The organism is Candidatus Deferrimicrobiaceae bacterium (genome assembly GCA_036504035.1).
GTDB lineage: Bacteria > Desulfobacterota > Deferrimicrobia > Deferrimicrobiales > Deferrimicrobiaceae > JANXPS01.
Map to the genome: position 1 here is coordinate 114,592 of DASXVV010000008.1, position 14,089 is coordinate 128,680.

Annotated in this window: 12 protein-coding genes and 1 tRNA gene; 9 read left to right on the top strand and 4 right to left on the bottom strand. The window is 60.8% G+C overall.

Features of this window, described 5'->3' with window-relative positions:
- Positions 1-37 precede the first annotated feature (37 nt).
- The 3 genes from VGK27_05200 to VGK27_05210 all read left to right on the top strand — a co-directional run bounded on the left by VGK27_05200 (position 38) and on the right by VGK27_05210 (position 2,615).
- Positions 38-1,513 (top strand): ATP-binding protein, encoded by a 1,476-nt coding sequence (locus VGK27_05200; GenBank protein ID HEY3489504.1) that lies wholly within the window; start codon positions 38-40, stop codon positions 1,511-1,513.
- Between the two features lies 1 nt (position 1,514).
- Positions 1,515-2,204, top strand: a complete 690-nt coding sequence (locus VGK27_05205; protein ID HEY3489505.1) for a response regulator — start codon at positions 1,515-1,517, stop codon at positions 2,202-2,204.
- Positions 2,205-2,381: 177 nt separating this feature from the next.
- The gene (locus tag VGK27_05210) at positions 2,382-2,615 is read left to right on the top strand and encodes a hypothetical protein (protein HEY3489506.1); all 234 of its coding nucleotides are present in this window, start codon (positions 2,382-2,384) and stop codon (positions 2,613-2,615) included.
- A gap of 84 nt (positions 2,616-2,699) precedes the next feature.
- Here the strand turns inward: VGK27_05210 and VGK27_05215 are convergent, their stop codons facing one another.
- Complete coding sequence (locus VGK27_05215) at positions 2,700-3,293, bottom strand: hypothetical protein (GenBank protein ID HEY3489507.1); 594 nt, start codon at positions 3,291-3,293, stop codon at positions 2,700-2,702.
- Positions 3,294-3,414: 121 nt separating this feature from the next.
- On the opposite strand from VGK27_05215, the gene VGK27_05220 reads away from it, so the two are divergent.
- Positions 3,415-5,784, top strand: coding sequence for an acyl-CoA dehydrogenase (locus tag VGK27_05220; protein ID HEY3489508.1), 2,370 nt, complete (start codon positions 3,415-3,417; stop codon positions 5,782-5,784).
- 83 nt (positions 5,785-5,867) lie between these two features.
- Here VGK27_05220 and VGK27_05225 read toward each other — a convergent pair whose 3' ends face one another.
- Positions 5,868-6,224 (bottom strand): hypothetical protein, encoded by a 357-nt coding sequence (locus VGK27_05225; GenBank protein ID HEY3489509.1) that lies wholly within the window; start codon positions 6,222-6,224, stop codon positions 5,868-5,870.
- Between the two features lie 281 nt (positions 6,225-6,505).
- Complete coding sequence (locus VGK27_05230) at positions 6,506-7,921, bottom strand: hypothetical protein (GenBank protein ID HEY3489510.1); 1,416 nt, start codon at positions 7,919-7,921, stop codon at positions 6,506-6,508.
- Between the two features lie 245 nt (positions 7,922-8,166).
- Between VGK27_05230 and VGK27_05235 the strand changes: the two genes are divergently transcribed.
- Genes VGK27_05235 through VGK27_05245 form a run of 3 tightly spaced genes read left to right on the top strand, consistent with a single transcriptional unit; the run spans position 8,167 to position 9,663 of the window.
- On the top strand, positions 8,167-8,493 hold the full coding sequence (locus VGK27_05235; protein ID HEY3489511.1) for a hypothetical protein: 327 nt from the start codon (positions 8,167-8,169) through the stop codon (positions 8,491-8,493).
- 10 nt (positions 8,494-8,503) lie between these two features.
- Complete coding sequence (locus tag VGK27_05240) at positions 8,504-9,298, top strand: hypothetical protein (GenBank protein ID HEY3489512.1); 795 nt, start codon at positions 8,504-8,506, stop codon at positions 9,296-9,298.
- The gene (locus tag VGK27_05245; protein ID HEY3489513.1) at positions 9,295-9,663 is read left to right on the top strand and encodes a recombinase family protein; all 369 of its coding nucleotides are present in this window, start codon (positions 9,295-9,297) and stop codon (positions 9,661-9,663) included. The genes VGK27_05240 and VGK27_05245 overlap by 4 nt, the downstream gene beginning before the upstream one ends.
- A gap of 508 nt (positions 9,664-10,171) precedes the next feature.
- Here the strand turns inward: VGK27_05245 and VGK27_05250 are convergent.
- Positions 10,172-10,247: transfer RNA gene (locus tag VGK27_05250), tRNA-Arg, on the bottom strand.
- Between the two features lie 335 nt (positions 10,248-10,582).
- Here VGK27_05250 and VGK27_05255 point away from each other — a divergent pair.
- A complete protein-coding gene (locus VGK27_05255) occupies positions 10,583-11,704 on the top strand; it encodes a hypothetical protein (GenBank protein HEY3489514.1) in 1,122 nt (373 codons plus the stop codon).
- A gap of 204 nt (positions 11,705-11,908) precedes the next feature.
- The gene (locus tag VGK27_05260; protein ID HEY3489515.1) at positions 11,909-14,035 is read left to right on the top strand and encodes an ATP-binding protein; all 2,127 of its coding nucleotides are present in this window, start codon (positions 11,909-11,911) and stop codon (positions 14,033-14,035) included.
- The last annotated feature ends 54 nt before the right edge of the window (positions 14,036-14,089 follow it).

Consider the following 14,089-nt stretch of genomic DNA (forward strand, 5'->3'; position numbering starts at 1 on the left):
CAGGATGACAACCGAATGTGGACGAAATGTGGAGGAAATGAGGAAATCCGCGGACGGGACGCCGTTGGACTGGTTTTTCCCGATGCTCCTGTGCTATTCCGGAATCATGACGCTGCGCATCCGGACCAAATTGTTCCTGACGCTTCTCTCCACCGCAGTCGCGGTGGCGGCCTGCATGTTCCTCGTGATGCGCTGGAGCTTCGACCGGGGCTTTCTGAATTTCATCAACCGCCTCGAGCTGGCTCGCCTCTCGGCGCTCGCGCAGAAGCTGGAAACCGGATATGCGTCGGGCGGCTCGTGGCGCTTCGTCGCGGACGACCCGGCCGCGTGGCCCGGGCTGATCTCCGAGTTCGATCCCGACCGCCACGAGGAGCGGGAGCCTCAGCGCACCGGCGATCCGCCGCGGCCCAGCCCGCCGAAAGTCTCCCCCTTTGCCGGGCGCGTGGTGCTGCTCGACGCCGCAGGGAAACGGATCGCGGGGCCGGACGCCTCCGCGGGAAAGATGGCGCTTAGACCGCTGGCCGCGGGGGGGGCGGTTGTGGGGCAGCTCGGACTCCTGCCGCCCCGGATCCTCTCCGATGCCCACCAGACCCGTTTCGCCGAGGAGCAGCGGCACGCCTCCGCCCTGATCGCGCTGGCCATCGTCTGCCTCGCCGGGTTGCTCTCGATCCCGCTGGCCCGCCAGATGGGCGGACGGATCGATACGCTGGCGGAGGGGACGCACCGTCTCGCGTCCGGCGATTACCGCGCACGCGTTCCCGAAACCGCCACCGACGAACTGGGGAGGCTTGCGCGCGACTTCAACGCGCTGGCGCTGACGCTCGAAAGCAACGAGGCGGCGCGACGACAGTGGGTCGCCGACATCTCGCACGAGCTGCGAACGCCGCTGTCGGTGCTGCGCGGCGAGATCGAAGCGCTGCAGGACGGCGTGCGTCCCCTCACGACGCAGGCCGTCGCCATGCTCCACGGCGAGGTGATGCGTCTTGGCCGGCTGGTGGACGACCTCTACGAGCTGTCGCTGTCCGACATCGGGGCGTTGACGTATCGCAAGCGGGAAACCGATCTGTCCGGATTGCTTGCCGCGGCGATTGAATCGTTCCGGGCCGATTTCGAGGAAAAGGGAATCGCGCTCGTAGCCGATTTCCGGGTCGGCGCGGCCTGTCCTGCGTTCGTCGATCCCGAGCGGCTGCACCAGCTCTTCTCGAACCTGCTCGAGAATTCCCTGAAATACACCAACGCGGGGGGGAGTCTGAAGGTGGCTCTCGCGCAAAAGGACGGGATGGCCGTCATCGTCTTCGGCGATTCGGCGCCGGGCGTGCCGGCCGACGCCATCCCCAGGCTGTTCGATCGCCTCTACCGGGTGGAGGGTTCCCGGAGCCGCGAGACGGGGGGGGCGGGACTCGGGCTGTCGATCTGCCGCAACATCGTCCTGGCGCACGGCGGCCGGATCACCGCGGGTCCATCGGTGTTGGGCGGGCTGTCCGTGACGGTCGAATTGCCGGCGGAGGGATAGGGTGGACACAGGCCGAAAGATCCTGGTCGTCGAAGACGAGATGCGGCTGGCCGATTTGCTTCGAGACTACCTGGCGCAGGCGGGGTACGAGGCGCACACGCTCGCCGACGGCCGGGACGTCGTCCCGTGGGTCCGGGACCACGCCCCGGACCTCGTGCTGCTCGACCTGATGCTGCCCGGCAAGGACGGCATGGAAATCACGAAAGAGATCCGCGCCTTCTCCGCGGTGCCGATCGTCATGGTGACCGCGCGCATCGAGGAGATCGACCGGCTGCTCGGGCTCGAGCTGGGGGCCGACGACTACGTCTGCAAGCCGTACAGCCCGCGCGAGGTCGTGGCGCGCGTGAAGGCGGTGCTTCGGCGCACGGCCGGACAGTCGATTCCCCCGGGCGGCGAGCCGCTCCAGCTCGACGTCGACCGGTGTCGTGCGACGCTCGACGGCCACGCGCTCGACCTGACCGCCGTCGAGTTCCAGCTGCTCCATATCCTGGCGGCGAGCCCGGGCCGCATCTATTCGCGCGGGCAGCTGATGGACCGGATCTATCCGGACCAGCGCATCGTCAGCGACCGCACGATCGACAGCCATGTGAAGAAGCTGCGCCGCAAGATCGCGGAGGCGGGCGTCGCGGGGGAGTGGGTCCACTCGGTCTACGGCGTCGGGTACAAGTTCGAGGGGCCGGCGGCGGGCTGATCGCCCGCGGATTGCTCAATTCGGGAGCCGATTCCTCTTTTAGGGAATTGCCTGTTGGCGAACCATCGGACTAAAAACCAATAAAATCAGTGTGTTGTTGTTATGTAAGCCCTTGGCACTCTTCTTGGAATGGTATTGGACAGAAGTTAGACAACCCAACACCCCAGGAGGTGTCCCATGAAAAAGCTTACCACTTCGCTCCTCGCCGCCATGATCTCGCTGTCCGTCGCCGGTCTTTCCATCGCCGCCGAGCCCGCTCCTGCCACGGCCCCGGCCGACCAGGCCGCTCCGGCCGTCAAGAAGGCCGCCAAGCCCGCGAAGAAGCACGTCCGCAAGCACGCCAAGAAGGCGGCCAAGAAGGCAGCGGCCCAGACCGCACCGGCTGCGATGCCCGAGACCCCCGCGAAGTAACCGGCGTCAATCAACCAACCACCCGACCGGCGCGGAGGGAATCATTTCCTCCGCGCCGTTTTCTTTTGGTGCGCCCCCTCCGGGCTACTGCTTTTCCACCCGGGCGTATTCCTTCCGGATCCGCTCCAGTCCCTTCCGGTAGGCCTCGACGTCGCCGTATTCGAAGAAGCGGGGATAGCGGCCGTGCGCATCGCGGATCCGGCGCGCGTGCTTGATCGGGCACCAGTACTGCTCCGTGCGCCCCGTGACCTCCCGGAAAAAAGCCGACAGCCCGTTCGCATAGGAACAGTAGCCGCAGTGCAGCTTCTCGAGCACGTTCAGGTAGGGCAATTCCTCCCGGTCGAAAACCCAGTAATCCCGCCGCCGCACCTTGGGGATCCCGTAGATCGGGAAGCAGACCGCCTGGTAGATCATCGTGAACAGGTCGAGCATCACCATCGGCACGAGGCCGGCATAGATCAAGGGCGCCGTCAGGGCGACGAGCGGCCGGGAGCTGATCAGGTATCCGGGAAGACCCGCCCGAAGCCGCCGGCCCTGCGTCAGCATCTCCTCGGCGATCTGGAGCCGTTTGGCCTCGATCGACTGGAGAAACTCCACCCGCCGATTCCTGAAATCCTTCTCGATCTCTTCCTCGAGCGCCTTGGCGGCCTGGAGCAGGTCGTCGATTTGATGGACCACGCGCACCTCCTTCGAACTGTTCCATCTATAACATGATCCCGGCGGGAAGCCCGGCCGCAAGCCCGGCATCCAAGGAGAGGAATGCGGATGGAAAACCCATATCGCGGGAGAGGAGATGTCCATGACCGGTTGGATCCTGCTGTTGCTCGTCGTGCTCGCCGCTGTCGTGTTGGGCGTCGCACCCTGGCGCCGCCGCCTGTTCGGCCCCGCGCTCATGGCGCTCTATCGTCGCAGGCTTCCGCCGATGTCGCAGACCGAGAAGGAGGCGATCGACGCGGGCACCGTCTGGTGGGATGCGGAGCTGTTCTCCGGGAAGCCCGACTGGCGCCGGCTGCTCGAGACGCCGCCGCCCCGGCTGACGCCCGAGGAGCAGGCGTTTCTCGAGGACGAGACCGAGGCGCTTTGCGCGATGTCCAGCGACTGGGAGATCGGGCAAAAGTACCACGACCTGCCTCCGCGCGTCTGGCAGTTCATCAAGGAGAAGGGTTTCTTCGGGATGATCATCCCGAAGCAGTATGGTGGGAAGGGTTTTTCGGCGTTTGCGCACGCGCAGGTCATCACGAAGCTGGCGTCCCGGTGCGGGGATGCCGCGGTGACGGTCATGGTGCCGAACTCGCTCGGGCCAGCGGAGCTGCTGGTCCACTACGGGACCGACGCCCAGAAGGAATACTACCTGCCGCGGCTCGCGCAGGGGCTCGAGATCCCGTGCTTCGCGCTGACGGGGCCCACCGCCGGCTCGGACGCCGCTTCGATCCCCGATTCGGGCGTCGTCTGCCTGGGAACATGGGAGGGGCGCGAGACGCTCGGGATGCGGCTTTCCTGGAACAAGCGGTATATCACGCTCGGTCCGGTGGCTACGCTGATCGGGCTTGCCTTCCGGCTGTCCGACCCGGATCACCTGCTCGGGGAAAAGGAGGATCTCGGCATCACCTGCGCGCTGGTCCCGGCCGACGCCCCCGGCGTCGAGATCGGACGCCGCCACATGCCGCTCGGCGCGGCGTTCCAGAACGGCCCCACCCGAGGGCGCGACGTGTTCCTGCCGCTCACGCAGATCATCGGCGGGCCCGCCATGGCGGGCCACGGGTGGCGGATGCTCATGGAGTGCCTCGCCACGGGGCGCGCGGTCTCGCTGCCGTCCACCGCCTGCGGCATGGGCAAGCTCGTCGTGCGCGCGACGGGCGCCTACGCGCGGGTTCGCCGCCAGTTCAAGGCGCCGATCGGCCGCTTCGAGGGGATCGAGGAGCCGCTGGCGCGGATGGGCGGCAACCTCTATCTGATGGACGCGGCGCGGGTCATGACGACCGGCGCCATTGCCCTCGGCGAGAAGCCGTCGCTCGTCTCCGCCATCTGCAAATACCACCTCACCGAGCGCGAGCGCGCCGTGGTGACCGACGCCATGGACATCCAGGGCGGGAAGGCGATCAGCCAGGGGCCGAACAACCTGCTGGGCACGGCGTACCAGCACCTCCCGATCGGGATCACGGTCGAGGGGGCGAACATCCTGACGCGGAACCTCATTATCTTCGGGCAGGGCGCCATCCGCTGCCATCCGTACGTGCTCAAGGAGATGCAGGCCGCATCCGGCGGCGACGTCGCGGCGTTCGACGCCGCGCTCTTCGGACATATCCGTCACGTGGCGGTCAACAAGCTGCGCGCCTTCGGGATGGCGCTGACCGGGTCGCGCCTCGTTTCGACACCCGCGGGGGCGGCGACGGAGACGGCCCGGTATTATCGCGACCTCACGCGCCTGTCGGCCGCCTTCGCCTGGCTCGCCGACGTCTCGATGCTGCTGCTGGGCGGTGCGCTCAAGCGCCGGGAGCGGATCTCCGCGCGTCTGGGCGATGCGCTCTCGATGCTGTATCTCGCCTCCGCCACGCTCAAGCGATATGAGGACGAGGGGCGGCAGAAAGACGATCTCCCGCTCGTCGACTGGGCGGTGCAGGACGCGCTGTTCCGCGCGGCGGACGCGCTGCACCTCGTGTGTGCGAACTACCCGGGCCGTTTGTTCGGAACGCTGCTGCATTTCGTGATCTTCCCGCTGGGGCGCCACTTCGCCCCGCCGTCCGATGCGCTGGGGCACGAGGTGTCGAAGCGGCTGATCGCACCCTCGGCGGCGCGCGACCGGCTGACCGCCGGGATGTTCCTGCCGAAGGGGGAGGACGAGCCGCTCGGCCTGCTCGAGGCGGCGCTGGATGCGACGATCGAGGCGGAGCCGATCGAGGCCCGGCTGCATGGTGCCCGCAAGGCCGGCACGATCCGTGGGGAGGGCGAGGCGCTGACGCAGGCCGCCGTGGCCGCGAAGGTGATCACGGCGTCGGAAGGGGAGTTGCTGGCGCATGCGGCGCGGCTGCGAGACGCGGTGATCCGGGTCGACGACTTCCCTAAGGATCTGGGTTTCGGCGCGCGCGCGGCGGGGCCGGAGGTTATCGCTTCCGGAGACATCCCGATCGGGAAATCGGGCTCCCTGGGCGCGGGAGTGCGCTGGTTCTGAGGCGGGGCTCGGATCGACAGCCGGGCAATGCGGGGGAGTGGAAGCCGCGGGTCGGCGCCCCACGGGCGCCGTCAGTTGCCGCTTCAGCTGTCCGCGACCTTGTTGATCTCGTATCCGTTCTTGCGGAAGGCATCCTTCAGGGCGGCATGTTGCTCGTCCGTCATGCCCTCCAGGACGGACAACAACGCTTTCTTTTCATTGCCGGAGGCGCACATGCGATCCCCAAGCGCATTCCGTAGAGGGGCCGGCAGGCCCGAATCGCCCAGGACGCGACCGATGTCCCCCGAATCGCAAAGGACCTGTTTCCGCCGCGCACAGTCGCTGGTCACGTAAAAAGCGGTTCCGTCCTTGTACACGATGAAATTCCGGGAACTGCAACCATCTGCGATCAGAGCGGCGATCAGTACGGCACTGCAGGACAGAAACCGTTGAAGGATCATCACCGACCCTCCCGTTGCGTGGCGGCGCGGGCGCGTGCGATGGAAACTGGTAGATGTATACAAATGCATTATAGCGCATCAGGGGAGGCGCGATGCCGCGAAAATAAAAACGGGCGACCCGGAAACCCCCGGATCGCCCGTCCTTGTCGCGAAGTGGTGCGCCTTACCGGCCGAAGAAGGGCACTACTGGGAGGTGATAGTTGCTCTATAGCATGCGGTTCTGGGTCAGCGGGAATAAATAAGCGGAAATCTTAACCGCATATTTATCCCTATCGGGCTGCCTATGCGTCTTCCTCATTCGCTTCAAGACTTTTTTCCGCCTTCCTGTTTTCCTCTCGCATTATTTTGTTCGCTTTCTCAGACAAGGAGGAAGCCAACTTTGCAAGGCCTGGTATCCTTGATAGTTTTTCGACCGAATTTGTTAGTTTAATGCTTTTATCCAAAGCATCCATAATAGGATGGTCAGCTTTATTGTAATCTGATATCAACTTGCCAGGATTTTCTGAGCTAACTTCCAATATTGCATATAGCAATTTCTCCCTCAGATCAATGGTCCCTGAACCATCCGGCAGCCCTTCAATTTGAGTAGATAGTCCCTCGTATGTTTTACTTATTGCCTCTTTATGTGAATACTCTTCAGCCAAGCGTTTGGATAGATTTATCCTTCTATTTGATGAATAGGCTATCCATGTAACCGGTATATATAACGGAACAATTGCCAGTACTAATCGAGGAAGTCGCAATATCACTTCTGCCAATGGCACTTCCTGTAACAGCGATACTATACTCACAGTAACTGGAATTAATGAGACAACACTCATACCTAGAATTGCCCACCTAAATACAATTTCATGCTTTGCCCCTTCCCTCACTTCCTGTTCTTTTTTATCAGAATATGCATGGCTCAATCCGGCGGTTAATGCCTTTGGGAGCAACGCTTCTATTTTACCCCTAACCAATTCAAATTCGTTGACGAATTTGTTAAGCAAAACTTGTACATCATCTGATTTGGTTTTTTCGAAATTTGACATTCTCAAAGACAGTTCTTCTAGCGCTGAAGAGGTAATGGTTATATGCGATGAAAATCCTGCTTTTAATTTTTTATATGTATCATCCAGTTCATCTTTAAGACCAGCGATATGTTTCGATTCCTTCGTTTTGTCGTCAGTCTCATCGTAGCCAAATATTTTATAGTAGACTTCATCGATTTCCCCATCTGCTGCCTCTACATTCTTATGCAATGACTCTATGTTGCTCGAAAGGGCCTTCGCCTTTTCGCATTGGGCATCAAACTCTTTCAATTTTGCCAGAACATTGGCATTGTCAGAATATACTCCCTGAATCTCCTCGAAATAATCCAACGCACTGTCGTGCCACAATTTTAATTTTTCGACAGTCTGCGAAACTTCCTCAATCGACGCGGTCGCATTAGTGGCATCTGAAACCACCTTATCCTGTAGCTCTTTGATATTGGCCGCGGCAGCAACAGATTCGTCGAATATTGTATTTATCTCATCTTGTTTGCCTGAAACATCTGACAAACTAGACGAAAGGCTATTCAATATATTCTTTGCGGCATCCACAGATTTTTTCAGTTCAGACTCTAGCTCTGGGGTTTTTTGTTTTAACTCTAATTCCAGCGATTCTATTCTCCCCCATAATTTAAGCCTTTCTTCATCCAAGAAATTATTGTCCACATATCCTCCCAATACATAATTAAATATTAGAACTGTAACCGTTGTGTCCTACGACACAAATTGGCTGATAGAACCCCCCGTTTCGGTAACACGGGGGGCGCAAACTGCAAACCCCATCTCGAAACCTTGCTCACCCCCAACGGCATACTCCATATGCAGAATCATGTCAAAAAAATAATTGACTGCGAAATAAGTCCGTGAGAGTCTAGTGAATGTTGTAAGACATTCATGCGAAAGGTAACCGAATGGACCCCAAAGACCTCAGCAAACTGTGGAGTGCCCCAGACAATTCCAGATTAACCCCGAAACAAATTTCCATCCGGTTGCCTCTCCACGTCGCGGCCAAGATCAACGCTATCAGCGAAATGTTTCCCACAAAAACGAAGACACAAATCATCGGGGACCTGTTGGCCTCGGCGCTAGCTCAATTCGCTCAAGGGCTTTCACGTGAACCGTATCCGTATGAGGAGGAGAAAGACCCTGAATTCGAGCCATGCGGGCCGCACGCAAGGTACGAAAGTTTAGTGGCGAGTCATCTCGCGGAACTTGAGCAGGAAAAGGAAGGCGACTGAGGACCAGGCGGTGACGTTACCCAATTCCAAAGGTCTGCTGCTCCACGGCATCGATACGCTTCAATGCGCGTACTACCTGAGTTCATTGGGTCGGTCGTGCGGGATCGACTTCACGGAGTTGCGGACGCTTCGGGAAACTCTACGCAACCGAAAATCCAAAGACCCCGAAATGATCACCCTCGGGGATACGCCATTTCTTCTCGCTTCGCATGGGACAAGTTCAGGGTATCCCTTTCTTCTCACCAATGAAGATTTCAAGATCGAGTGCGGGGAATTCAATTCGCCTTCGTTCTTTGTGACGTTCAAGAGTCAGGCGCTCTGGAAGGAAACGGCATACGCGCTTCATGGCAAGTTCCTCGCTTGGGCGGCCAACCTGGGCTTCAAAGCGATTCGTCCGGAAACTCTTTCCCGCGTGGATTACTGCTTCGACTATCACCTTCCTGAAATCGACTTCAATGAGGACTCGTTCGTCAGTCGGTCAACCAAAGACAGCCAGCATCGGGAAAACGGCAAGGTGCAAACCTTCACGCTCGGGCGCGGCGATATCGTGCTGCGCATTTACGACAAGGTCGCCGAGATAGCCGAGCAAAGCGACAAGGTCTGGTTCTTCGAACTGTGGAAGCAGGACCAGGACGTCTGGCGCATCGAGTGGCAAGTGCGCAAACCAATCTTGAAGCAATTCGGTATCGCGGCCTTTGATTCCCTGCGGCAAAGTCACGGCGATCTTCTCCGGTATCTTGCCGAGGAGCACACAACGCTTCGGAGTCGGACTGAGAAGGGCACTACGTCGCGGTCGAATACATAGAACCGGGGGCGTCGGCCACGGACGACCGGCGTCCTGTCTTTCAACAGATGATCTCGGAGGCAACTCTTTCGCCTTCGCCATTCGATGCCATCGTGGTTCATTCCCTCTCGCGTTTTTTCCGTGATTCATTCGAGTTCATGTTTTACGAGCGCAGGCTTCGCAAGAGCGGGGTCAAGGTCATCTCCATCACGCAGCAGACGAGCGATGATCCCGCCGGCGAGATGGCCCGAAAGATGTTCTCGATGTTCGATGAGTACCAGAGCAAGGAAAACGGAAAGCATACGCTTCGCGGGATGCAGGAAAACGCGCGGCAGGGATACTTCAACGGATCACAAAGTCGACGAAGCGGTACTCGCCACCCTTAAACAACGGGTTTTAACAGACGTCCGCGTGACACAGATGCTGCGCGAGTTGAAAGGGCGTCGATCCGCCACCGACGCAACCAAACAGGCGTACTTGAAACAATTAGGCGTGGAGTTGGAAAAGGTGCGGCAGGGCACGGATCGGCTTCATGAAGCCGTTGCATCGGGCTTCCTGCCGATGGATTCCTCGCTCACAGAGAAGGCGCACAAACTCTCGACGCGGCGTCAGGAGATTCTGACCGAGATGGCCGGGATCAGGCGGGAAGCGGAGATGCCGAACGAGATGCTTTCTCCGAAGAACATCCATGCGTTTACCGAGGCGATGCGGAAACGGCTGAGCGATCCGGAATGCCAGTTCGGCAAGGATTATCTGCGATTGTTGGTGAAGGAAATCCGGATTACAGGGAAGGAAGTCCGGATGCGCGGCAGTTATGCGGGGATCGCACACGCCATCGTGAAGAAAGAACTGGGCACGGCCTCGCAAGAGGGAGTGCCCAGTTTCATACCAGGATGGTGCGCCCTGAGGGATTCGAACCCCCAACCCTCAGATCCGAAGTCTGATGCTCTATCCGTTGAGCCAAGGGCGCGTGGTTGCCATCATAACGCGACCGTGGGCGGCGCGGTAGGACTTTCGAGCATGATGGAAAAGAACGATATCGATTGGTTATGGAACGTGCGGCGACGGCCGGTCGGTTACGCCGGAAACCATGGACGGCAACTGCGGATAAGCAGGACCGGAGGATTCCCAAACAGTAATCGTCCTTGTTCACCATATGCATCTTTTGGCAACATTTCGCAGTGCCCCCCGTAGTAACCCGCGATGACTTTCCCGAAGTCAGCAACCGATCCAGTATTCAGGAGTAATAGCCGCGGACCAAGACGGGAGCATCTGGCAGTTCAATTCCCGGCAGGAGGAATCTTGATGAAGAAGGCACTTGTCTTTTTTGCGTTGGCCGCGGTTCTAGTGTTTCCGCCCGTCCTCGCCCCGGCGGGGGCGACGGATCTGCTCGTCGACAATTTCGACGGTTATCGGGCCGGCGAGTCGATCAGCGCGAAAACGACCGGCTGGCTCCCTTTTTGGAACGCCGTGAACGATCCCGTGAACAACATCTGGACCGATCAGGCCGGGTCGGTTGATCCGGGTCGCGGAGTGGTCATGCAGGCCTACGGCGACCACGCCGGTTGCTGGGCAAGCGACTCCCTCCGGGAATTCGCCTATCCGGCGGATGCGAAGACGAAGATCTACATCCAATTCGACATGATGCCCAGCGGCGACATCCTGGCCACCGGGAACCAGGTATGCCCGGAAAACCGTTACGACATCGGCGCGCGGCTCTTCGCCGACACCAGCGGCAACTGGAACGGGAAGGTGGCCAACCTGGTCGTCGCAGGCATCGAGCAGGTCCATGACGGGCGGATGGTCATCGACAACGCCCTTGCTCCGAATCGCTGGTACCGGGTGTTGGTCGAGGTGGACCGGAGCACGGGCGCCAAGCGCCTCTGGCGTGATGGGTCCCCCTGGGCCGACCTGACCGGCTCGCCCGACCCGGCGCTGCTTTCCGACGGCTCCCCGGTGGGATACGTCTCCTTCACGAGCGGGGGCGGAAAGGGCTGGATCGATCGCGTCCGGGTGTTCACCGACACCGTCCCTCCGGTCACCCGGGTGAGCCTGGCCGGGAAGAAAAGTTGCGGGATCGATTCCTATTCGGGCGGCGTGACTGTCTCCCTTTCGGCCGTCGATGACGGGACCGGGGTCGACTTCACCGAGTACAGCCTCGACGCCGGGGGAAATTGGAGCCGATACTTCGTGCCGTTCAAGATCACTGCCGAGGGTGCGACTGCGATCGATTACCGGTCCGTGGACAAGGCGGGGAACGTCGAGCTGTTCGGAGTCGCCGCCTTTAGCATTGACAAGGCGCAGGGCCGGGACCGCGGGAAATCGAAGGACAACGACAAGAACCAGCGGAAGGACAAGAAGCAGAATCATCGATCGGAGAAAGACGGCAAGGGGAATCGCGAATACGGCGAAAGGGACCGGGACTGACGCCGACCGGTTTTCCGCGCCAAGGGGGAATGCCGCGCGCCCCCTGGGCGCACGAGAGTGGCAGGACGAGATCCGGATTCGTCACGCAGGGGCCCGCCAGGATATTCCTGAGCGGGCCTTTTCGTTTCATCGCGTAATGTGTAATCTTGGCGAAGGGCTCGGGGGGGCGGCACGTTCCAAGATCCCTCCGGCTGGAGAAGACGCATGGATATAGATTCATCGGGCACTTCTCGGGAACGCAGATCCGCCACGCGTTTGACGGCTGTTTTCAGCCTTCTGCTTATCCTCGGCGGGTGGGCGGGGCTGGTCGGCATCTCCCTGCTGGACTACCGACGGGAAATCGACCGCATCCAAAGCGAAAACGCCTTTGCCGCCCTCGCCTTCGAGGAACATGCCCGACGCGTCCTCAAGGAAGCCGACACCGCTCTTCTGTTCATGAAGGACGAATTCGAGAAGACCGGTTCGGTCTCCGAGAGCATGAAAGACTTCGGGCGGCGGACGAAAGAAGATCTCCAGGCGATCCAGGTCGGAGTCTCCGATGCCGCGGGCAACCTTCTCTTCAGCGCATTCCCCTACAAGACCCCGTTGAACATCTTCCCCCGCGAACATTTCCAGGCCCAGCTCCGCCGGAGCGACGCAGGCTTTTACATCGCCAAGCCCATCAAGAGCAGGGCCACGGGCGACTGGGTGATCTTCCTGAGCCGGAGGATCAACCGGGCGGACGGTTCTTTTGCCGGAATCGTCTCGATCGGGCTTGACCCGTTCTCCTTCGGCAAGGTCTACGGCAACCTGGGAGTCGGGCAAGGCCGGACCGGGATGCTCGTCGGCAAGGATGACCATGTCGTGCGGGTCAGGATGAGTTTCAACGAGCGTTGGGTGGGGGACGATATCGGCGGGTTCAGCCCCGTGTTCAAGGCCGCTGCCGGAAAGCCGGCCGGGTTCTACGAGGTCGTGACCGCTCCGGGCCGGATAGCGCGGATGGCGAGCTATCGCGTCATGCCGGAATATCCGCTCATCGTGACCGCCTCGGTCATCAAGTCACGGGCGCTTGCGGGGTGGAAGATCCGGACGCTGGCGAACGCCTTCGCGACCTTTCTGTTCTCGCTTTTCGTCTCCCTGTTCGGCTATTACCTGGTCCGCGCCCTGCGGCTCGTGGCGCAAGGCAGGGAAGCGATGCAGGCACTCCAGGAGCGGCTGGTGCAGTCGCAGAAGATCGAGGCGATCGGGACCCTTGCCGGCGGCGTGGCCCACGATTTCAACAACATGCTGGGCGTCATCCTCGGGCATACCGAGCTGGTCCTGGCCCAGGTCGACCCGAATGCGCCGTTCCGTCACAACCTGGAAGAGATCAACAAGGCCGCACAACGATCCGCCGACGTGACGCGCCAGCTGCTGGCGTTCGCCCGGAAGCAGACGGTCGCGCCCAAGGTGCTGGATCTCAACGAAAGCCTGGAGTCGGTGCTCCGAATGATCCGCAGCCTCATCGGGGAGGACATCAAGCTGTCCTGGAAACCGGGGCGGAATCTCTGGAAAGTGAAGATCGATCCGTCGCAGGTGGACCAGTTGATGGCCAACCTGGCCACCAACGCGCGGGATGCGATCTCCGGGATCGGAGAGATCGCCATCGAGACCTCCAACGCCACGATCGACCAGCAGTACTGCAGCGGCCATCCCGGCTCCTTGCCCGGGGCATACGTCGTCCTGTCGGTGAGCGACGACGGCTGCGGAATCCCGCATGACAAGATCGACCACATCTTCGATCCGTTCTTCACCACGAAGGAACAGGGGAAGGGCACGGGCCTCGGGCTGGCGACGGTTTTCGGAATCGTCAAGCAGAACGGGGGGTACATCAACGTCTACAGCGAGCCCGGCCGCGGGACGACGTTCACGATCTATCTCCCGAGGGCGGAAGCCGGGCGGGATGGAGTGCCCGACGAAAGCACACCGCAACCGGAACTGCACGGGGGGGCGGAAACGATCCTGGTCGTCGAGGACGAAGAGAGCAACCTGAACCTCGTGACACAGATGCTCGAATCCTTCGGGTACCGGGTGCTGGCCGCGAACAGCCCGTCCGGGGCGATCCGGCTGTTCAAAGCGAACGGGGGATCGATCGACCTTTTGGTGACGGATGTCATAATGCCGGAGATGGACGGGCGGAAGCTGCGAGACATCCTGGCCGGGGACCAGCCCGGCCTCAAGACGCTCTACATGTCGGGATACACCGCAAGCGTGATCACCGACCGCGGGGTTCTGGACGAAGGGGTCAACTTCATCCAGAAGCCGTTCACGCGCAGGGACCTGGTCACCAAGGTCCGCGAGGCGCTCGACTGACGCCGCGCTACTTTCATGCCTCCAACCGGTAGCGCATCCGGGGGCTTGCGACCG